This is a genomic window from uncultured Methanobrevibacter sp., assembly GCF_902771435.1.
In the GTDB taxonomy this organism is placed as follows: Archaea; Methanobacteriota; Methanobacteria; order Methanobacteriales; family Methanobacteriaceae; genus Methanocatella.
Genome location: NZ_CACXXB010000021.1, coordinates 16,314 through 36,441 on the forward strand (window position 1 = coordinate 16,314; position 20,128 = coordinate 36,441).

The 20,128-nt window shown below is 34.0% G+C and carries 23 protein-coding genes and 2 tRNA genes; 13 read left to right on the forward strand and 12 right to left on the reverse strand.

Annotation, left to right across the window (positions count from 1 at the left end; genetic code table 11):
• Positions 1 to 26: 26 nt before the first annotated feature.
• From QZU83_RS06945 to QZU83_RS06960, 4 genes are all read right to left on the reverse strand, one after another.
• A complete protein-coding gene (locus tag QZU83_RS06945) occupies positions 27 to 908 on the reverse strand; it encodes a phosphate uptake regulator PhoU (RefSeq protein WP_295610773.1) in 882 nt (293 codons plus the stop codon).
• A gap of 8 nt (positions 909 to 916) precedes the next feature.
• Entirely contained in the window at positions 917 to 1,801 is an 885-nt protein-coding gene (locus QZU83_RS06950) for a hypothetical protein (RefSeq protein ID WP_295610774.1), read from the reverse strand.
• Positions 1,802 to 1,904: 103 nt separating this feature from the next.
• A tRNA-Thr gene (locus tag QZU83_RS06955) sits at positions 1,905 to 1,977 on the reverse strand.
• Between the two features lie 27 nt (positions 1,978 to 2,004).
• Positions 2,005 to 2,087: transfer RNA gene (locus tag QZU83_RS06960), tRNA-Leu, on the reverse strand.
• Positions 2,088 to 2,203: 116 nt separating this feature from the next.
• On the opposite strand from QZU83_RS06960, the gene QZU83_RS06965 reads away from it, so the two are divergent.
• From QZU83_RS06965 to QZU83_RS06995, 7 genes are all read left to right on the forward strand, one after another.
• Positions 2,204 to 2,371: a 4Fe-4S binding protein gene (locus QZU83_RS06965; protein WP_295610776.1), complete on the forward strand. Its 168-nt coding sequence runs from the start codon at positions 2,204 to 2,206 to the stop codon at positions 2,369 to 2,371.
• A gap of 1 nt (position 2,372) precedes the next feature.
• Positions 2,373 to 3,140, forward strand: a complete 768-nt coding sequence (locus QZU83_RS06970) for an adhesin (protein WP_295610777.1) — start codon at positions 2,373 to 2,375, stop codon at positions 3,138 to 3,140.
• 11 nt (positions 3,141 to 3,151) lie between these two features.
• The gene (locus tag QZU83_RS06975) at positions 3,152 to 4,432 is read left to right on the forward strand and encodes an oligosaccharide repeat unit polymerase family protein (RefSeq protein ID WP_295610779.1); all 1,281 of its coding nucleotides are present in this window, start codon (positions 3,152 to 3,154) and stop codon (positions 4,430 to 4,432) included.
• Between the two features lie 256 nt (positions 4,433 to 4,688).
• A complete protein-coding gene (gene cbiM, locus QZU83_RS06980; protein ID WP_295610780.1) occupies positions 4,689 to 5,321 on the forward strand; it encodes a cobalt transporter CbiM in 633 nt (210 codons plus the stop codon).
• Between the two features lies 1 nt (position 5,322).
• Complete coding sequence (locus tag QZU83_RS06985) at positions 5,323 to 5,628, forward strand: PDGLE domain-containing protein (RefSeq protein WP_295610781.1); 306 nt, start codon at positions 5,323 to 5,325, stop codon at positions 5,626 to 5,628.
• A gap of 113 nt (positions 5,629 to 5,741) precedes the next feature.
• Positions 5,742 to 6,572, forward strand: coding sequence for a cobalt ECF transporter T component CbiQ (gene cbiQ, locus QZU83_RS06990; protein ID WP_295610783.1), 831 nt, complete (start codon positions 5,742 to 5,744; stop codon positions 6,570 to 6,572).
• 8 nt (positions 6,573 to 6,580) lie between these two features.
• Positions 6,581 to 7,420: an ATP-binding cassette domain-containing protein gene (locus QZU83_RS06995; protein WP_295610784.1), complete on the forward strand. Its 840-nt coding sequence runs from the start codon at positions 6,581 to 6,583 to the stop codon at positions 7,418 to 7,420.
• Here the strand turns inward: QZU83_RS06995 and QZU83_RS07000 are convergent.
• From QZU83_RS07000 to QZU83_RS07015, 4 genes are all read right to left on the reverse strand, one after another.
• Complete coding sequence (locus QZU83_RS07000) at positions 7,417 to 7,617, reverse strand: hypothetical protein (RefSeq protein ID WP_295610786.1); 201 nt, start codon at positions 7,615 to 7,617, stop codon at positions 7,417 to 7,419. The genes QZU83_RS06995 and QZU83_RS07000 overlap by 4 nt on opposite strands.
• A gap of 48 nt (positions 7,618 to 7,665) precedes the next feature.
• Positions 7,666 to 7,893 carry a FeoA family protein gene (locus QZU83_RS07005; RefSeq protein WP_292827637.1) on the reverse strand — a complete coding sequence of 76 codons (228 nt, stop codon included), beginning with the start codon at positions 7,891 to 7,893 and terminating at the stop codon, positions 7,666 to 7,668.
• A 151-nt stretch (positions 7,894 to 8,044) separates the two neighbouring features.
• Positions 8,045 to 10,063 (reverse strand): ferrous iron transport protein B, encoded by a 2,019-nt coding sequence (gene feoB, locus QZU83_RS07010; protein ID WP_295610788.1) that lies wholly within the window; start codon positions 10,061 to 10,063, stop codon positions 8,045 to 8,047.
• A gap of 625 nt (positions 10,064 to 10,688) precedes the next feature.
• Positions 10,689 to 11,189, reverse strand: coding sequence for a hypothetical protein (locus tag QZU83_RS07015; protein ID WP_295610789.1), 501 nt, complete (start codon positions 11,187 to 11,189; stop codon positions 10,689 to 10,691).
• Positions 11,190 to 11,279: 90 nt separating this feature from the next.
• Here QZU83_RS07015 and QZU83_RS07020 point away from each other — a divergent pair, with 90 nt between their 5' ends.
• On the forward strand, positions 11,280 to 11,741 hold the full coding sequence (locus tag QZU83_RS07020) for a MarR family winged helix-turn-helix transcriptional regulator (RefSeq protein WP_295610791.1): 462 nt from the start codon (positions 11,280 to 11,282) through the stop codon (positions 11,739 to 11,741).
• Here the strand turns inward: QZU83_RS07020 and QZU83_RS07025 are convergent.
• A complete protein-coding gene (locus QZU83_RS07025) occupies positions 11,738 to 12,445 on the reverse strand; it encodes a hypothetical protein (RefSeq protein ID WP_295610793.1) in 708 nt (235 codons plus the stop codon). The genes QZU83_RS07020 and QZU83_RS07025 overlap by 4 nt on opposite strands.
• A 179-nt stretch (positions 12,446 to 12,624) precedes the next feature.
• Here QZU83_RS07025 and QZU83_RS07030 point away from each other — a divergent pair, with 179 nt between their 5' ends.
• The 3 genes from QZU83_RS07030 to QZU83_RS07040 are packed head-to-tail and all read left to right on the forward strand — an operon-like array spanning position 12,625 to position 14,821.
• Positions 12,625 to 13,878 carry a tripartite tricarboxylate transporter permease gene (locus tag QZU83_RS07030; RefSeq protein ID WP_295610794.1) on the forward strand — a complete coding sequence of 418 codons (1,254 nt, stop codon included), beginning with the start codon at positions 12,625 to 12,627 and terminating at the stop codon, positions 13,876 to 13,878.
• Positions 13,879 to 13,887: 9 nt separating this feature from the next.
• Positions 13,888 to 14,559, forward strand: a complete 672-nt coding sequence (locus QZU83_RS07035) for an ATP-binding protein (protein WP_295610796.1) — start codon at positions 13,888 to 13,890, stop codon at positions 14,557 to 14,559.
• A complete protein-coding gene (locus tag QZU83_RS07040; protein WP_295610798.1) occupies positions 14,552 to 14,821 on the forward strand; it encodes an STAS-like domain-containing protein in 270 nt (89 codons plus the stop codon). The genes QZU83_RS07035 and QZU83_RS07040 overlap by 8 nt, the downstream gene beginning before the upstream one ends.
• Positions 14,822 to 14,847: 26 nt before the next feature.
• On the opposite strand, the gene QZU83_RS07045 is transcribed toward QZU83_RS07040, so the two are convergent.
• Positions 14,848 to 15,744, reverse strand: a complete 897-nt coding sequence (locus tag QZU83_RS07045; protein WP_295610799.1) for a 50S ribosomal protein L11 methyltransferase — start codon at positions 15,742 to 15,744, stop codon at positions 14,848 to 14,850.
• A 134-nt stretch (positions 15,745 to 15,878) separates the two neighbouring features.
• Here QZU83_RS07045 and QZU83_RS07050 point away from each other — a divergent pair, with 134 nt between their 5' ends.
• Both QZU83_RS07050 and QZU83_RS07055 read left to right on the forward strand, forming a co-directional pair.
• Positions 15,879 to 17,306: a CpaF family protein gene (locus QZU83_RS07050; protein ID WP_295610801.1), complete on the forward strand. Its 1,428-nt coding sequence runs from the start codon at positions 15,879 to 15,881 to the stop codon at positions 17,304 to 17,306.
• Between the two features lie 25 nt (positions 17,307 to 17,331).
• Positions 17,332 to 18,207 carry a type II secretion system F family protein gene (locus QZU83_RS07055; RefSeq protein WP_295610803.1) on the forward strand — a complete coding sequence of 292 codons (876 nt, stop codon included), beginning with the start codon at positions 17,332 to 17,334 and terminating at the stop codon, positions 18,205 to 18,207.
• An 18-nt stretch (positions 18,208 to 18,225) separates the two neighbouring features.
• Here the strand turns inward: QZU83_RS07055 and QZU83_RS07060 are convergent, their stop codons facing one another.
• Both QZU83_RS07060 and QZU83_RS07065 read right to left on the reverse strand, forming a co-directional pair.
• Positions 18,226 to 18,945, reverse strand: coding sequence for a DUF4012 domain-containing protein (locus QZU83_RS07060; protein ID WP_295610804.1), 720 nt, complete (start codon positions 18,943 to 18,945; stop codon positions 18,226 to 18,228).
• Positions 18,946 to 19,853: 908 nt separating this feature from the next.
• Entirely contained in the window at positions 19,854 to 20,123 is a 270-nt protein-coding gene (locus tag QZU83_RS07065) for an elongation factor 1-beta (protein WP_295610806.1), read from the reverse strand.
• Positions 20,124 to 20,128: the final 5 nt, after the last annotated feature.

Sequence of the window (20,128 nt, forward strand, 5' to 3'; positions counted from 1 at the left end):
TAAATCAATTATCTCTTTTTTTAATTTTATCTGAAACTACGTGGAGTGGTTGGTCTTGGGATATTATCATGAAACTCAACAGCAACATCCATCATCTCAACAGAAATATCACCCATTCTTTCGAATGCTTTAATAACTCTGAATAAATAAATAAAATAATTTGAACGCTCTTTTTCATCAAATGAACTTTCGGCCATCTGTGTTGCAATCAAATTTATGGATTTTGCCTGAAGAATATGGATTGAATCTTCCAGTTCCATCAAATCGTCTTTAAGTTCGGTTTTCGCTTCAATGAATGCTGTCATGGACAGACTAATCATGCTTTGAGCTGTCTTATACATCTTTTTCAAATTTTTCATTACAGTTTTATCTATCGTATAGACATCATTAATGACAAACTTTGCAATATGGCCACAGTAATCTCCTATACGTTCCAAATCATAAGCTATTTCAGTGTAAAGCAAAGATTTTGAAAATTCAGTGTGCTTATCAATATTCAATATAGTTTCAACAGAAGTCCTGATTTTTTCGACCATATTGTTTGTTGCATAATCCATTTCCAAAGCTTTTTTTGCCATATCCTCATCATACTCCAAAACCGCATCAAATGATGCTTCCAGTTGTGAGTGAACATGTGAAGCCATATTGTCCAACATGTCATTTATTAAAACATTACCTGGAGCATTTGAAGCAGAATAGTCAACCAATGACTCTGTAAACTTCTTATAACTTTTCAAGTCAATCATGTAAGCGCGTTTTACAGTACCGTCTTTAACTAAAGGACGCAACAGCTGAGTAACATATCTGCGAGTAATACCCAACCGTTCTGCAATTTCATCCTGAGTTGAGGGATTCTCATATAAAATCAAATCCAGAAGTTCCTTTAAAGTTTTATCCTTTTTACTCATTGTATCAACTATTTCTTATACTCGTCCAGCAAGTCATTAGATTCAAAGCGAATTTTTTCCGAAGACCTGTTTATGCCCCTTTCAGGTTTTTCTTCACCGACATGATTATTGAATTTGACATCATGCTTGATTTGAGGGCTCTTTTTCGGTTTATTTGTTCTTTTAACATTTTTTACAGGAACATTTTCCCTTTTCACATTATAATCAAAATCCTGATGCTTTGCTGAGTGATGCACTTTATGGATATTTTCCTGGCTGAAGTTTTCCTCATTAATGGCATGTTGGACAACAGCGGATTCGCTCTGCGAACGCCTTGACAAAATCAGTATTCTGCATATGACCACTGCAAGCAGTACAAATGCGATAATAGCTATAGGCAAATCAAAATGTATGAATATGTCATCATAGATATCGGTTACAACATTTCCCAAATCAACAAAACCTCTAGCTAAAAATACCACACCTACAAAGGCAATTATGCCCCCATGTTCCTTTTTTACGAATTCCGGTTTTAATATTAAAGGATAAGCACTAATTACCAATAGGGCAACACCTAAAAGCCTATATAAGTTATTATCTGCAATACCTTGAAGAGACATATATGCACTCAGGAATGTATGAGGCAATATTCCTATTTCTGCAAGTAAAGCGAAAATTAATAATAATTGAATTAAAGCAATGACCACTAATGGAAATACATATGCCACATCCCATTCAAAACGAGGGTTGAACTTTGCTTTATTTACAGGATTTTCTAGCGCTTCAGTCAGCATATTATAAAGAACTGATGTAATAACAGATCCTATAATTGTACCTGCAACACCCATAATGGAGGTCAATATCGCAACAAATGCGGAAATAAAACCTACTAAAATAAGTTTTTTATAATTCATAATTTTCACCTACTAAATTACATTTCTTAAAATTATATACTTCACCATATTTAAAAATATGTAAAATTTAAAAAAATGTTCAAAATAAGTTACAAAAAATCAGAGCTTTAGGGGGGATTCGAACCCCCGACTTCCACCTTACCAAGGTGGCGCTCTACCGGCTGAGCCACTAAAGCAATAAAAATCGAGAAAGTATAAAATAGTGCAAGGGAAGGGATTCGAACCCTCGAAGGCCTATACCAGAGGATCTTAAGTCCTCCCCCTTTGGCCGCTCGGGCACCCTTGCATACAATTCCAATATAATTTTAAAAAACTACATTATAATATTATTTAACAAACTATATAAATATTTAAGGTAATAAATAATCATATTCTATAAATTAAATTTGAATGGTGTGAGAATTGCAAGTTGATATGGAAGAATGCGGAGTCTGCGAAGATTGTATAGATGTATGTATGGAAGAAGCGATTTCAAGAAAAGCCTATACCATAATTATTGACACTGACAAGTGCGATAACTGCGGCGAATGTGTTGACGTTTGCCCAGTAGGTGCTATTTACGAAGATTAATATGAAAATAAAATTTACCCTTATCGATTACATTATAATAATTTTGGTCATTTGTGCAGTAGCTTTTGCATTTATCCACATTACCAGCGATGACTCATCAAGCATACAGAAAACTGCTTTTGATGCTTCAACAATCAATAAACTTCCAGAAACTTACTTAAATTATTATAAGGATGGAAAAATAGTTAAATCCACAGTTACCGGTTCAAACGCAACCAATGGTGAAAAAGTAACCTTGAACGGTACTGTCAGATGGGTTGATGAAGGATCTGCAGTCAAGGTTTTAATAGAAACAAATAATGGAACCTATCTTGCAGGATTATACAAAAATGTCAAAAATGCAGACATCTACTTAGATACAATATCCATTGAAACCGACGGCAGCGCATACAGTAATTTAAAAGAGTTTACAGTAAAACCTTACAATATCACTTCACTGGCTGATTTGAATAAAAACCTGAGCAATAGCGATTTTGAAATTTCAACTTCAATAACAGTTGACTCAATCGATTCTGTTAAAATGCAGGAACTGGATAATAAACTTGATGCGGAAAACGAGAGATTTTCCATAAAAACTACAAACGCTGAATTTACAAAACAGCTGGTTATCAGTAAAGCCACTGCCAAAAACATCAAGGATGGAGATTCAGTTTTAGGAAATATTAACGGGTTAACTGATGACATAACCATTAGGGTATACAATTGCAGTGACAGTACCATGAACAATATCAAAAATAACTACGAAGTCACCAATATCCGAACATTTTAAGTTGTGTGAAAATGAGCTTGATTTATTCCACTTTAACATCAATAATAAACAAGATAAGTGACGAATTTCACAAATCTTTTTTATTTACAACCATTTTTACTATTTTGGAGTTTATTGAAACCCAATGGGTCAACAGTTTTTTCAAAAAATTATATCCCGGTGAAAATTTCTTAAGCTTTCTGAACAAGAACAACATTTTAAAAAATCATATTTTCAATCCGCTTATTGTAATCTTCTTATTTGCAGGATTTCTATTGCTTTCATTAAATAAGCTGTCCCAAAGCCTAACAATAACATTGATTATTGCATTTACCGCATTTTTTATCGGATCAGCAATTCTTCCAAGATATTTTCTCAATGACGGCATAGAAAACATTTTGCATTTTGACAAAAAAGACATGTATTCAATTGGATTCTGTTTGATTTTGGTAAGTATCGTATTTTTCTTTGTAAGCATAGCTACTGTTGGAGGAATACCTCTTTTAAAGCCTTCAATCCGTTATCTGTTAAAACCAATATTTACAATGCCTGTGTTTTTAATAATACCTGGAACATGTCTGGTTGCAAGTTCATACTTAAGGGACTATCAGGATGAAAAAATCACACGTTCACAGGCCCGATTCAGATTCATTTTTTTACTCGTGATTGACTGTGCAATATTATTGCTTCTAGGTTATAGGACACCACTACTTGCAGCATTTCTCATCATAATTATCATAGGTTTCTATGGAAATATTGTTTCACTATGGGAAGTTGTTATCGGAGCATTGCTTGGTGTAGGTGCAATCATAGGGATTGGTTATTTTCGTTCACTCGGAGAGCTGACAATAACATCATCAACCAACCCGTTCTATACACTGCAATCCAGAGCAGATTTTACATTGCATGTTCTGGACCTGCTTGACTTTATTGGAGGAAACTTCGGCCTTACCCATGGAAAACTGCTGGCAAGCGCCATTCCCGGAAGCGAACTGGGACCTAGGATGATGGTCGGGAAACTTATCGCATGGAGAACTGAAGTAACAGTCACTCCTACACTGATTGGACAGATGGTGGTTGATTTCGGTAAATTTGGAGTGGCGGTTGAAATGTGCATTTTGGGATTCATCTTGGGCATCGGATTTAAAATTGTGCAGAAAACCAAAAATTATTTCTATATTGGAATTTACTCCCTAATTTTAACATATTCCATTTTAGGAATAGAAACCGGAATATTGGACATTCAGGTTTTATTATACTTTGCAATAGCTATTTTAATTTACTTAATTTGCATAGTAAAATCAAAAAATTAGACTTTTTTTCGACGTTAAGTATTACAAAAATCTAAAAATAATACTAATTTGTATTACTTTAATAACCTTTATATAGATAAATTAAATTAATATATTAAATGTCAAGCATAAAAAAGGAATTATTAACCATTAAACTTAATAAAACTCCCAATACACTTGATATTACTAAAAATAACTGAAAATAATACAAATCAGTAATACTTAATTTATATACTAAATCGAAAAAAGTATTACTGATAAAAATGGAGGATAAAAAATGCACATACCTGACGGATTTATCCCAATCACACAGTGTCTGATATACTATGTAATATTAATTGTTGCATTGTATTTCTCTGTAAAATGGGCTAGGTCCAATTTAGATGAAAAACACATTCCTCTTATGGCAGTACTTGCTGCTGGTATTTTCGCAATCATGTCCATGAACATGCCAATTCCATTCGGAACAAGTGGACACATGGTCGGTGGAGCATTAGTGGCAATTGTATTTTTAGCACCGGAAGCTGCAGTATTAGTATTTACCGTGGTTTTACTTATCCAAGCATTGATATTTGGAGACGGTGGTATAACTGCTTTAGGAGCAAATGTATTGAACATGGCAATCATTGGAGGTTCTGTAGGATTATACACCTTCAAAGGATTGAACGGAATGATTGGAAAATATCCTGCTGCAGGAGTTGCAGCATGGTTAGCTACAGTAATTGCAGCATTAGCATGTGCTATTGAAATGGGTATTGCTGGAACTTTCCCAATGAATATTGGTATTCCATCAATGGTATTATATCACTTCTTCATTGGAATAATCGAAGCAGTATTAACTGTAATTGTTCTTGTAGCATTAGACAAATTCAGACCAGATTTACTCGCATGGAATGAAGGAGATGCATAAAATGGATAAAAAAGATATAACATTAATAGCAGTAGCAGTTGTTATTTGCGTCATAATCTGTGCTCTTTCACCATACATTGCATCTGGTGATCCTGACGGATTAGAAAAATCAGCAGAGGATTCAGGTCTTCCTGAAGACTTCTCAGTTGAAGAGATTAAAGGCATCCCCGATGCCATTTTCCCGGATTATGCATTTGCAAATGCTCCTGATAACCAAGTATTACAAATTGTAGCGCTGGTCATAGGTACAATTGTAACCTTGGGAGTGGGATATGCAGTTGCAGAAGTTGTTAAAAATAGAAATTAATTAAATTTAATTTCTATATTTCCCTTTTTTTAAAAGTAATTGAAAAACAATTAAACAGACATGACAAAATAATAATATATTACTAATTTTTAATATTATAATAGTGAATTACCATGGTAGATATAACGCAAATAATGAGATTTGATGATTTGGCATCACAGGACAGCCCAATCCATAATCTTGAAGGAAGAATTAAATTAATTTCAACAATTTTCATAATTATTGTTTGCGTTATTTCACAGGAACTTTTTATACCCATAATATTGGAAATAGTCCTGTTAATTATTCTAAAGATAGCAAATCTATCATATGTTGATTCTTTTAAACGATTGCTGATGTTGCTTCCATTTGGTGGAGCAATCATAATATTTCAGCCATTTATTCAACCGGGAAACATAATCTGGAGTTATTCATGGCTGCACATTACCGATGTTGGTTTGAATTGGGGGATTCTTTTATTTGTTCGTCTGATTGTCTGTCTGACTGCAATCATCATATATTCATCAACAACCCCTCTGCAGGAAATGGCAAGTTCATTTAGAAAGTTAAAAATGCCAAGGGATTTGGCGATGATTTTATCAATCATGGTCCGATTTTTATTTTTGTTTGTTGATGAGCTTGCAGCTATCAGAAAAAGCCAAAAATCAAGAAATTTTAATATTCATTCTAAAAACACCCCCTACAAATGGAGAGTCAAGCAGGTCGGATATACAATAGCAATGATGTTTTTGAAAGCCTATGAACAGGGAGAAAGAGTGCACAAAAGTATGGTGAGTCGTGGTTTTTCCGACGCATCTGAAATGTTTGATGAGAAAAAATCTCCTGAAAAAAGCGATTATATGTATTTATTTACAATAATTGTTATTGTAATTATTCTCGAAATCATCATTTTCAAATATGGAGGACAATTAGGTTACTTCGGTCAAAAGTTAGGAATTAATTAGGTGAAATAATGGAGCAAATACATTTAGAGACAAAAAATCTATCTTACACATACCATGACGGTACTCAGGCTTTAAAAAATGTTAACATCAAAATTAAAAAAGGAGAAAAAATAGCAATCATGGGACCTAACGGTGCAGGCAAATCAACATTATTTTCCCATTTTAACGGATTAACCGAACCCACATCAGGACATGTGGAAGTTGACGGTAAAAAAATCATATTTGAACGTGACGAACTGCTTAAAGTAAGACAAAAGGTAGGAATAGTATTCCAAGATCCTAACGACCAGCTGTTTGCACCAACCGTAAAGGAAGATGTCGCCTTCGGACCAATGAATTTGGGCCTTGATTATGATGAAGTTGAAAAGAGAATCAGGGAATCTCTGGAAATGGTAGGAATGAACGGTTTTGAAGAAAAAACGCCTCATCACTTAAGCGGGGGTCAGCAAAAAAGAGTGGCAATTGCAGGAATTATTGCAATGAGACCAGAAATAATGATTCTTGATGAACCTACTGCAGGATTGGACCCCGAAGGAGTAGATAAAGTATTAAATATATTAAATGACCTGAATAAGGAAGGAATAAGCATTGTAATATCATCACATGATATAGAAATGGTAAATCATTTTGCTGATAAAATATTCGTTTTGCATAATGGTGAAATAATAGCTGAAGGAGACAAGCACCAAATATTTTCCAATAAGGAATTATTGAAAAAAGCCCACCTGAAAGCGCCAGTAACTACTGAAATTTTATATAAATTAAAAGAAAACGGATTAAATGTAGATACTGAAAAAATCAGCATAGAAGAAACAGTTGAAGAAATATTAAAAGCAACAAAAAATTAATTTGTAGCTTTTTTTCTATTTTTAATTTTATTTTTAAGTTTATTTATAAATTCAAATTCCTGATCCAATTCCGGAGAGTTTGCAAAACCACAGTTAGGGCAATGTATGCTATTACACCCATGCTTTCCACAACTGGAACATCCACGGTTTTCTAATTGTGTTTCATCAAATTCAAAACCGCACATACGACATTTCATGATAACACCGCAAAAAATAGTTTTAAAAAAATAATAAAAACATTGAAGTTATTCTACTTCAATATTTTCAGCTTCTTCTTTACGAAGACAAACATCATATCCTTTTACAGACATTTCAATAGGATCTCCTAAAGTAGCAACTTTTTTAACAGTAATTTTTGCTCCTTTAACAAAACCCATACCCAATAAGTGTCTTCTTAAATCAACATCCCCAGTATCATGGTATTTAACCAAAGTTACGGTTTCACCAGGTTTTGTATCTTTTAAGGTTTTCATCTTATCACCAAAATAACTAAAATAAATTTTTAGGCACACTAAAAACTTCGTAATATATCCTTTGTTTAAACAAGTATATAAATATTTAGTTATGACTAAAAATTTTAAAAATGATAATTGGATATTCCAATCATCATTACATTTTCAACATTTATCCGAATCCTGCAAGCAAACCAACATTGTAAATCAAGAAGGATACGATATATGCAGTCACTAGTGTGATACCACACATAGTTAATGCCCATTTGTAACTGTTGGTTTCCTGTTTGATTGCACCAATAGCTGCGAAACATGGAGTGTAGAGTAATGTAAATGCCATGAATGCATATGCAGACAATGGAGTGAAAGTGTCATGGACCAAACTAGTGATACCTTCTTCATCATCCTCTTCCATACCAGCAAGAGTACCGAATGTTGCAACTACTACTTCCTTAGCGGCCAATCCTGCAATAATAGCTACAGCAGCCTGCCAGGTTCCAAATCCTAATGGAGCAAATATTGGAGCAATAGCAGTACCGATCATACCCAACAGACTTTGAGCGGATCCATATTCCACACCTAATGGGAATATGCTTAAAGCCCACAATACAATGGAACATGCAAGAATAATAGTACCTGCTTTTCTTAAGAATCCTTTTACTTTTTCCCATGTGTGTAACAGTACACCTTTTATGGACGGTATCTTATAGGTCGGAAGTTCCATTACAAATGGAGTTGACAGACCTTTAAACATGGTCCTTTTAAGGATTGCCGCAACGATAAGTGCCACAACAATACCTAACACATAAATTGAAAGCAATACAAGACCTTGGTCTTTTGTGAAAAACGCTGCAATGAAAATAGCATAAATCGGCAATCTGGCAGTACATGACATGAACGGAACAAGCATCATAGCAAGCATACGGTCCCCTTCATTTTCCATTGTTCTGGTTGCCATGATTGCAGGTACACCGCAACCGAATCCTAAAATCATAGGAATGAATGCTTTTCCATGAAGACCAACGATTTTGTGCATAAGTTTATCCAAGGTAAATGCTGCTCTTGCAAGGTAACCGCAGTCCTCCAGTATACTCAAGAACAAGAACATCAGAATAATAATCGGAAGGAAAGTAAGAACTCCACCTACTCCACCGATGATACCGTCACAGATGAAGGATGCTAAGTATTCATTTGCAATATATCCTGCAACCAATTCTCCTAACGCTCCGAATGCCTCATCAATCATATCCTGGAAAGGAGCACCTACAGTAAATGTCAACTGGAACATGACCCACATTATAATAAGAAATATAAATGGAGCCAAAAGTCTGTTTGTAACAATCTTATCAATTTTATCTGTTGTAGTTTCTTTTTCAACAGTCGGCCTTTTAACGGCTTCTGTCATCAAACCGTCAATAAATGCATATCTTGCATTTGCAATAACTTCTTCCGGACCTTCTTTATACACATCCCAAAGATGTGCGCTTACCCTGTCTGCTTCGGCCATAATCTGAGAGCCTTTAGAAGATCCTTTCACTTTATCTATAACAATAGAGTCTTTTTCCAATAACTTTATAGCAGTCCAAACTGAAGGAACATCCAACAAATTCTTATCCTGCTCGATTAATTTTTGCAAATCCATCAAATGGCCTTTAATATCATTACCATATGATAATTTTTCACTTGAGTCAACCGGACTTGAAGATGCCTTTTCTACAGTTTTTAATAAATCATCAAACCCATCTTTAGTTTTTGCATTAATTTCCACGACAGGGAAACCTAAAAGTTCACTCATCAACTTAATGTCAATGATGTGATCTTTTTTCTTTGCAAAATCATTCATGTTAAGTGCCATTACCAGATTCGCACCCAATTCCATCATTTGAACTGTTAAATATAAATTACGTTCTAGATTAGCAGCATCAACTACATTAATAATTACATCAGAGTCATCATCTACAATGAAATCCCTTGAAACGATTTCTTCCATAGAATGAGCACTTAATGCATAGTTACCTGGCAAGTCGACAACATCATAATCATACCCACCATGTTTGAAATGACCTTCTGCCCTTTCAACAGTTTTTCCAGGCCAATTTCCTACATGTTGACGCATACCAGTTAATTGATTGAATACAGTAGTTTTACCCACATTAGGATTTCCTGCTAATCCTACAATTAATTCTGTCATTAACCATTCTCCCGTTTTATTAACTTGACAGATGACAGATCTCTCCGTTATCCGCCTACTAAAAAAAATTTTTAGTTTAAGTTCATCCCCACTTTAAAATAAATTAGGTTAACCTAAACTTACTACTATTTTGAATTTTATGGTATTTAAATATTTAGGCATACCTAATAAAAACATTTAAATATCATTTCATACCAATTGTTATATAACATACGTTATTTTTTATCAAGGTGATAAATCTAAAAATTTAGGTATACCTAAAAATTTAGAAAGATTTATATACTATGACAACAAACTTTAATACAAGTGACATAAAGTTTAGGCATGCCTAAAAATATGCACTTGTAACAAAACATATTATTAGTCAATAATAATACACTCTCCAAAATTAAATATCAAATTAGCTTTTCACAATTTTCTAATTTGGTATTGGGAAAATCTGCCACATAATTCCCGAAAAAACAAGTCTGGTGTTTATAACTCTCCTCAACCAATAAACACCAAATTTCTCTTTTTTAATTTAATTTAAAACCTGAAATATATTTAAATTAAAAATCATTATTGGAACTGATTAAAAGTGAATTTTAATCACTGTCTTTTAAAATATTGACAAAGAAAAAATTAACTAATATCCCTCACCGTCATAGTTTGAGGCATCATCGTAGATTTCCTCATCCCAATAATTATACTCAATATAATCATCTATTTCCTGGTTCAAACCCCAATTATGATTGTCATAATAATTGTAAGCATCAAAGCTAGGTCTGGATGTCGGCACATTAACGTCCTGGGATGAAAAGGCAGAAGAGTACTTCTTATCCCCATCGAATTTCACCTGAACGTTATACCATCCCGCATCATATTTTATTCTAAGAAATTTGCCATATGACTTACATTTCCATTCATAATGACCATTAGAGTCTGTAATTGTATAATTGATTTTCCCATTGGAATGGATTTCCCTACCCTTGTCATCAACAAGCTTGATTAAAATAACGCCCTTGCCGTTGAACCACTTGTCAGTTGATATCTCTACATTAACGTTTTCCTTTGCAAAAGCAGGGCTTGTAAGCAACACCAAACCAACACAGGCAATTGCAAAAATGATGATGATTTTTTTGTTCATGATTGGTCTCCAATTGTTTGTTGTGAATAATATGTTACAAATACTATTTAAATCTTAATTTAAATAATTAATAATTAAGGTGATTTTATTATGATAGAATATGATGACATTATTAGAGATTCCCCGTTTTTGGTTAACCATTTGATTTCATTGATGAAAACTCATGACTTTTACATCAATAAACACATCAAAAGTGAAACGGAGATACTTCCCAGCCAATATTACATGCTGCTTTTTTTATATTATGAAATGGGTACAAACCAATCCGATATTGCAAAGGCATGCCTAATGGACCGAAGTGGAGTTTCTAGGGCATTCAAGGATTTTGAAGAGAAGGGATTGATTATCAGGGAAGTTGATGAAGACAACAAAAGAGCATATAAAATCACTTTAACCAAAAAAGGAATTGAAACATCCGAATTTTTAATCGAAAAAGAAAAAGAATGGGATGATATGATCTGTGAAGAATTAGATATCTCCCGTGAAGATTTGCTTAAACTGCTAACTAAAATATCCCTAAAGTCTCTGGAATTCAACAGGAATCAATTTTAGTCGAAACCTTCCGATTCCAGATAATTGTCAATATCATAATTGTCACCGTATTCATAATGGTCATAATATGCTCCGGGGTCCGTTCTTGAAAGCGTGTACCTGTCAGGCACAACCGTATGATAAGAACTTCCACCACCAGAGTAACCTCCGCTGTGACCTGTTCCGGAATTGCTGTAGGTCAGATCAAATCCCGTACGGTTAAGACCTAAAATATCATACATCAATTCGGATTCACTATACTTGACATTAGAAGTGTCGACAATTATTCCATAAACGCAATTGTTTTCATAGGAATATTCGACAAAGCATTTTGCAGCACGGTCAGTCAAAAAATTCGAAAAATATAGATTAACACCCTCATTTTTAAAATCATATTTATCAGCCGGCGCTTTCCATACAATCATATAGTTCTTCGTTCCATACTCAGTCACATAAGTAATGTTTTTAGCATTATACCATTCCCATATGCCGCTGGATGTTCTAAAAGAAGCATCCGAAATGTTTTCCTCCTTTATTTTTAAGCATCCTTTTAACGTGGCGGTAAGGAAATTATCGCCTCCAATATCCTCAACCAATGTATCTGAAGGACTTGCATGTGATGGAGGCAATATGAGACTTGCTATATAACCCATTACTGTTATTCTGATTAAAATTAAAATAGCCACTATGATTAAAAGCAATACAATATTTCTCGGTCTTGACATTAATAATATATTATCCGAATACACACAAATACTTTTTGAATGAATACAATTTTACAAAGCCACGACAATTCTTCTAAATTAAAACAATTATAGTAAATAACTTCAATTTTGTAAAATAGAGTAAATATTGATTAATAGCTTCAACAAAGTATAAATTAAAGTTAAAATAATTAATAGGTATGATAGAATTAATTATTGCCTGTTTTATAGGAATATCAATTGGAACAATAACCGGAATGATACCAGGAATACATGTCAATACGGCAGGAGCAATCCTGTTTGCATCTTCAACATTTTTACTGACATTCCTATCGCCGGAATTCCTCTGTGTAGTAATGGTTGCAATGTCAATAGCCCATGCATTAATCGAATTTGTACCGTCAATGCTTTTGGGAGTGCCGCAGGAAGGAACGGCAACTTCAATACTTCCCGGACATAGGATGGTTCTGCAGGGAAGATCAAAGGAAGTGATAAGAATTGTATCAATAGGAGGTTTTGGAGCGATTATAGTTACAATACTGATGCTTCCGATTTTTGCAATGGCCCTGCCCATCATGCATGACATTTCAAAGCCGTTTACATGGGCAATACTCCTTTTCGCATCAATTTATCTAACCTACAAATTGACCAATACCCGAAGAGACTTCATATGGTCCCTGCTCTTATTCACACTTTCAGGGATATTGGGATGGATAATTTTTCAAACCCCAATTTCATCAGGAGTATCGTTAATGTGCACATTTTCCGGCCTTTTTGGAATAAGCACCATTTTATTCAGCCTGAACGATTCATCAACAATACCCCATCAAAACAAATTTTATGAGCTTAATTTGGATTTCAACAAATTCAAAAGCATTTTTGCAGGCGGAATCACAGGAGCAATTCTGGGATTTCTGCCGGGATTCGGACCTGCACAGGGAACCGTCATTGCACAGGCTGCAAGCGGAGCCAATGATAATGACGATGACGATACTGTCAATTTTCTTCTGGCAACATCCGGACTGAATGTTTCTGACTGTTTATTTTCACTTATTGCAATCTATATTATCGGAAACCCACGAAGCGGAATAGCTGTCTATATGTCATATCTGATTAGCGAGATGAACCTGAACCATCTGGCAATTTTTATTTTTGCATCTCTGATTGCGGTTTCCGTTTCATTGGCATTATCCCTAAAACTCGGCGATTCTTTTTCTAGACTTATGAGCGGTGTCGATTATAAGAAATTATCCATAGGAGTTATCTTACTTCAGATTCTGATTCTCTACATTTTTATTTTTTATTATGAAGCACCACTCGGATATATGACATTGGCTTTGATTACCTCCACTGCCCTGGGAATGCTTCCGCACTACATAGGAGTGGGCAAATCCCATCTGATGGGAGTTCTGATTATTCCTGCCATTGTCATTTATTTGCAGATGTTTATTTAGGTGAAAAATATGGAAAATGAAATACAAACAATCAAAGAAATAAAAAAGAAAATTAAAGATTTTGAAAAGAGCGATATCGACAAAACAAAAACTAAAAAATTAAAATTTTATGAATTTAATGATTTTTTAAATGTTTCAGAAAAAATTGAAGAATATCTATCCGATTTTACAGATGAAATAGAAAAATTACTCCCCTCTGATGTAGACAAACAGAGTATTAATTTTTTACTATATGAACTTTTAATTAATGTTTATAAACATTCAAAATTTAGAAATGCCCATATAGAAATTAATAACGATGAAAATATCACCATATTAATCCATGATGACGGTATTGGAATTCCTAAAAGCTTTAAAGATGCTAAAATTAAATGTTCAAATGATGGGAAAGCTATTTTTTATGCTGTGAATGGAAAAACAACCGACAAAGAGAAATTTAATCTGCATGGAAGAGGGTTGAATTCAACTGCCAGAATAACAACTCTCGGTTTTGAAGGAAAAATGATAATTTCATCAGGAAACGGCACCTGTAAAATAACAAAAAATGGAATAAACATAATTCAAAACAAAACATTTATAGATGGAACTTTTATATTATTGCGAATAAATAATAAGAAAATAGATAACCTCTATGAATATTTAAAATTTGAAAAAATCAATGAGGAAGTAGAACATGACTAAAATTGAAATAATTCTTGAAGAGAAATACCCTAAAAAACTGGGAATGGGTCCAACAGCAAAAAAACTTTTTCAAGAGATTAAAAACGAGAAAGAGGTAATATTTAACTTCAAAAATATTGAATTTATGAGCAGATCATTTGCACAGGAATATGTTTTTCAAAAGCACAATACAAATTGCAATATTACTGAAATAAACATGGAGCCTTCAATAGAACAATTATTAGAGATTGTTCAAGAAGACTTTGAAAAAACATGTTTATAAAAAATAAAATCAAAATTTTAAAGTAGCTAGATAATCAATACATTATCTGCTATTTTTTCTGCTTTTTCCTGAATATCAGAAATGTCCTGACCCGGAAATGCATCAATGACACATAAATCTGCATGTTCGACACTTAAATCTTCAAATGCCTGATTATGTATTTCAAATCCGTCGCCGATTCCATTGATTTCCAGATTATTTTTCAGCGCTTCAATCATCTCAGGGTTAATGTCATTGAATATTACCTTTTCAAATCCGTATTTCAGCATATAGATTCCAAGTGCTCCCAAACCGCACATCCCGTCAATGGCTGTGCCTTTCTTAATACCGTTATTGTCGAGATAATTGTGCAGCCTGAGCAATTTCTCTTCAGTGGTCATTGCAACTTCAATATGGTGCCTTGACTGGTTTTTAACTAAAATTATTTTTTCATCAAGCAATGTCCTCATAACATTAATCTGAGTGTCGTCACCTTCGAGAATTTCAAAGTGACCAATGTCAGAATCCCTATTCAGCTGTCCGACAACATTTTGAGGACTTCCCTTCAAAACGCATTTTACTTCTGGAACTTCATCCATCAGTTTGGCAGCAACTTCTGGAGTGAAATCCGGATGAAGCAATATCAGTGTGTTTTTTTGAATGAATTGGGGGTTCAGACTGCTGAAGTAAAAATCAGATAATGGTACTGGAGAGTTACGCCTGAGTGTTGCCTTTTCACCTACAATCCCGTTTTCAATCATGATTTTCAGTATGTGGCTCATTACAATATCAAGAGGTCTTTTTCCACATTGACACCTCATATAATCGCCGTCATAATCATCGAAGTTAATCAGGTCTTTTAAAGGGGAAAATTTTTTTATTTGAACATCCCTGCAGTTTTCACATTCGTTTAATGAATCCATTCTATCCTCAATATCCAGCATGCAATAACCTCACAATTGATTTGATAATATGATTTTGATTTATATAAGTAATTATGCTTTCGAAAGTAATAAAAACTTTATTAATCAGTAATACTAATTTTAAAATGTGTTAAAAATCGCTTAAGGTGAAAAATATGAGCAATAATGAGATTATACCACAATATAACGTGTCCAGACAAAATTACAGCCCTGAGGAAAAAATTCTCTTAGGCGAAATTCGTGAAAACCTGGTTGACCTTGCCATATCAACAGGCGAAAATTTCCAGTCAAATGAAGAGAAGCTGTTAGGCGACATAAGAAACTTCCTATTCATGAGGCTTTCAGATGAAAATCAAAATCTTCAAGTCTCAAAGCAATATTTGGATGACCTGTCCCATAAGCTTCTAAGGGACATAATCGGTTACGGAAAAATAGATTCACTGATTCAGGATGATGATTTGGAGGAAATCATGATAAATGGAATAAGCAAACCAGTATTCGTCTACCACAGAAAATACGGAATGATGAAAACAAATATTGAATTTGATGATGAAAAGGAGCTAATAGACCTAATAGATTCAATTGCAAGACAGATCAACAGAAGAATAGACCAGGAGTCTCCAATTCTAGACGGCAGATTAACTGACGGGTCAAGAATAAATGCCACAATCCCTCCCGTATCACCGGACGGCCCTTCATTAACCATTAGAAAATTTAAGAAAGACCCCTTTACCATCATTGATTTAATCAATTCTAAAACAATTTCAATAGAACTTGCGGCCTTTCTGTGGGTTTGTTTTGACGGCCTTGGAGTCAAATCCGCAAATGCAATTATCTCCGGAGGAACAAGTTCCGGGAAAACAACAACCTTAAATGCCCTTTGCTCCTTTATCAACCCTAAGGAAAGAATAATAACAATTGAAGACACATTGGAGCTGCAGATTCCTCATGAACATGTCATCAGAATGGAAACAAGACCTGCAAATGTGGAAAACAAAGGCGAATTAACCATGAACGATTTGGTTAAAAATTCATTAAGGCAACGCCCCGACAGAATCATTGTTGGAGAGGTCCGATCAGATGAGGCAATTACACTATTTACCGCATTGAATACCGGACATTCGGGATTTGGAACATTGCATTCAAATGACGCCAGAGAAACAATTACAAGATTGACCAATGCCCCAATGTCCGTTCCTGAAATAATGATTCAGGCCATCGACTTTATTATAATGCAAAACAGGATTTACACATCTTCAGGAGTGTCCTACAGAAGAATCAGTGAAGTTGCCGAAGTGGTGGGAATCGAGGAAGGAGTGGTTCAGCTAAACAAAATCTTCCAGTGGAACCCGGAAACAGATGCAATTGAAAATGTAAGCATATCAAGCAAAACACTCACGCAACTTGCAAACCTGACCGGAAAATCAGTCAGCGAAATCCACAGAGAAATTGAAAACAGAGAAATCGTTTTAAGCCATATGGTTGAACATGACATCCATTCCAGTGATGATGTAAAAAGCGTTTTTGATTTGTACTACAATGACAGCGAAAAAGTCTTAAACAGAATACTGTTGAACGGGTGATATCATTTTAAACAAGTTTTTCATAATGATTGGCACAATCGCATTATCTTCAGTTTCATTTTTCAAAAACATTACCAGAAAAGATAACAATTCCAAAAAAGAGTCAAAGACATCATCACTATTTTCAAGACTGGATTTCGAAAAAAGGATACCTGCAAATGAAAGGGACAGGATAGACGAGCTGAGAGAACGTCTAATTCCGACAATGGTTAAAAAATCAACAATAACAGCCATAATTCTCATATCCCTACTGTTATTTTTCATTATACCTCCGGAAATCTGTGCAATGTATCTGGTCATGGTTGGAATGGTATATGTGTTTTTAATATACTATCCTAAAATTAAAGAACAGAAAAACTATTCTGATTTAAATCGGGAACTGCCGTATGCCTTAAGACACATGGGAATCGAGTTAAAGTCCGGGAAAGGCCTTCATGACACATTGATGACAATAAGAAATTCCGGTTATGGATCATTTTCAAAAGAAATCAATCGTGTTTTGGAAGAGGTGAAATATGGAAAATCAACCGAAGATTCCCTTCTTGAAATGTCTGAAAGAATCAAATCAGAAGGCCTTACAAGAGCAATACAGCAGATTGTAGGCACTCTAAGGGTCGGAGGAAATCTGGCATACAGCTTGGACATAATTGCAAAAGACATTTCATTTGAAATGCAAATCAAGTTAAAGGAATATTCCCAAAAATTAAATTCATTCATACTGATTTATACGTTTATAGCTATTTTGGCTCCGGTAATCAGTCTGATAATGTTGATGGCAGGTTCAACAGTTATGGGAGACGTCATATCATCAAACATGTTAATGTTGATATATTCTGTGTTTTTCCCGATGATAGTGATGTTTATGGGAGTGTTCATTAAGAGATTAGAACCGAAAGTTTAAAATAAAAAAAGAAAGGAATTAACCGAAGAATGATTCAATTCCTTTTGATGCTAACAATCCTACAAATTCGCCTTCTTTATCCATGATAATGTTGCCTTTTGCATATTGATCAAGAGCCGCATTTATCATGCCTTTTTTCACGTTAGGATCTTTTGCTGCTCTTGCCGCAGCTTTAACGACATCCAATACAGCAGTTCCTCTTGATACTCCTTGACCCCAGTCTTCTTCACGGATAATGTCAATACTGCTCACATGAGTTTTATTTCCATTAACATCTATTGTTCCTGCGGCGTCAAGCACTGCATCTAAAGCTTTAGTATTTATTGCAACAACAGAATCTATTTGATAATTTGTATTATGCTCCACAATTTCCTTTGCAAGCCTCATGTCAAGAGCATTATCTGAGTCCCAAAAAGCATCGTGAAGCAGCAACCTAGATCCTGCACCTTGAGCTTGAGCTTCAGCAGGTTCCTTAGCTGTCGGGTGAGTCAAACCGCCCGGATAAACAGGAGTATAATTCTTAAGAGTACCATTATTCAAAGTTACGATAAACGCCATGTCACAAGCTCCCATTCCAGGCCGGTCTTCACTTTCATCAATAGCACATACCAAAATATTTCTGTTACCATTGTTGAGTTCGGAATTTTGACCTATGAAAAGTGCACTTGCAATAATTGCTACAAGAATTATAAGAACGGCAATTATTATGGCAATAATTATTTTTTTTGTCCTGTCCATAATTCCTACCTATTTAAAGTTATTTAAAGTAATATTTAATATCTAATTTAACATACTTAAATATTTATCAAAAATAGATAAAAATTGAAAAAAATTGAGAAAAATTAAAAAATATTAAATTAGTGACAGTTGCATCCAAAAAAGAAACACCATAATTTTTTAAAAATGCTTTTTTTCTCCTTTGAATCATCTTTTACTTCACAACATTTTGCTTTATTTGTCTTGTTTGCCATTTAAAACACCTAAAATAGGTGAAATTAAATATGGAGTTCATATTTAATTTCATGAGAGTAGTCATATGCCATTACTAAATTAAAGAGTTTAAAACTAATTTAGTAATAATCGGAGAATTGTAGTGTGATTTAATATCAACATACAATAGCAATCAAAATTAGAAATTTAGGTAAACCTAATTTCTTATTGCCATACTTGATTTTGTATCAAGACCTATTTAAATGTTTTGAAATTTTTAGGTTAACCTAAAATATGAAAAATATAGGATGGTGCTTAAAAAACCCCTTTAAGCACCTTTCGAGGAAAAATAATATGGAGTTTAAAACGACATATTGAAATAAAAACAGTGAAAAACTCCAATCACTATTTTTAAAGAGAGTATGTATTTGATGTTTACTATCAGAAACCATAAACATCATTTTGGAAATTTCGGCAGATAATTTCCCGATATCAAATTAGAAAATTGTGGAAACTAATTCAATATCAAAATATATTTTTGGAGATTGTATTATTATTGACTAATAATATGTTTTGTTAAAGTGAAAATTTAGGTATGCCTAAATTTATGTCACTTGTATTAAAGTTGGACATCATAGTATATAAACTTTACTAAATTTTTAGGTATGCCTAAAATTTTGAAAATTGAAATAAAAAAAAGAAAAAAATGAAAGATTTTACATTAATCTTCCAACACCAGTAATTTCGATACTGGCTACGCCATCAATACCGGAAACCATTTCTTCAACAGGTTCGGATCCGCCTTCACCGTCTTCAGTGATGAAACTTATAATGATAGCTACTAAACCAAAAGCGATTGGTTCTTCTTTCATATCATTAAGTTTAGCACCTTCAGGCATTGAATCTTTGATTGTTGCTTTGATAGCTTCTAAATCTACATCCGGACTGTCTGGCATGATTTTCATAGTTGTTAATACTTCACCCATTCTAA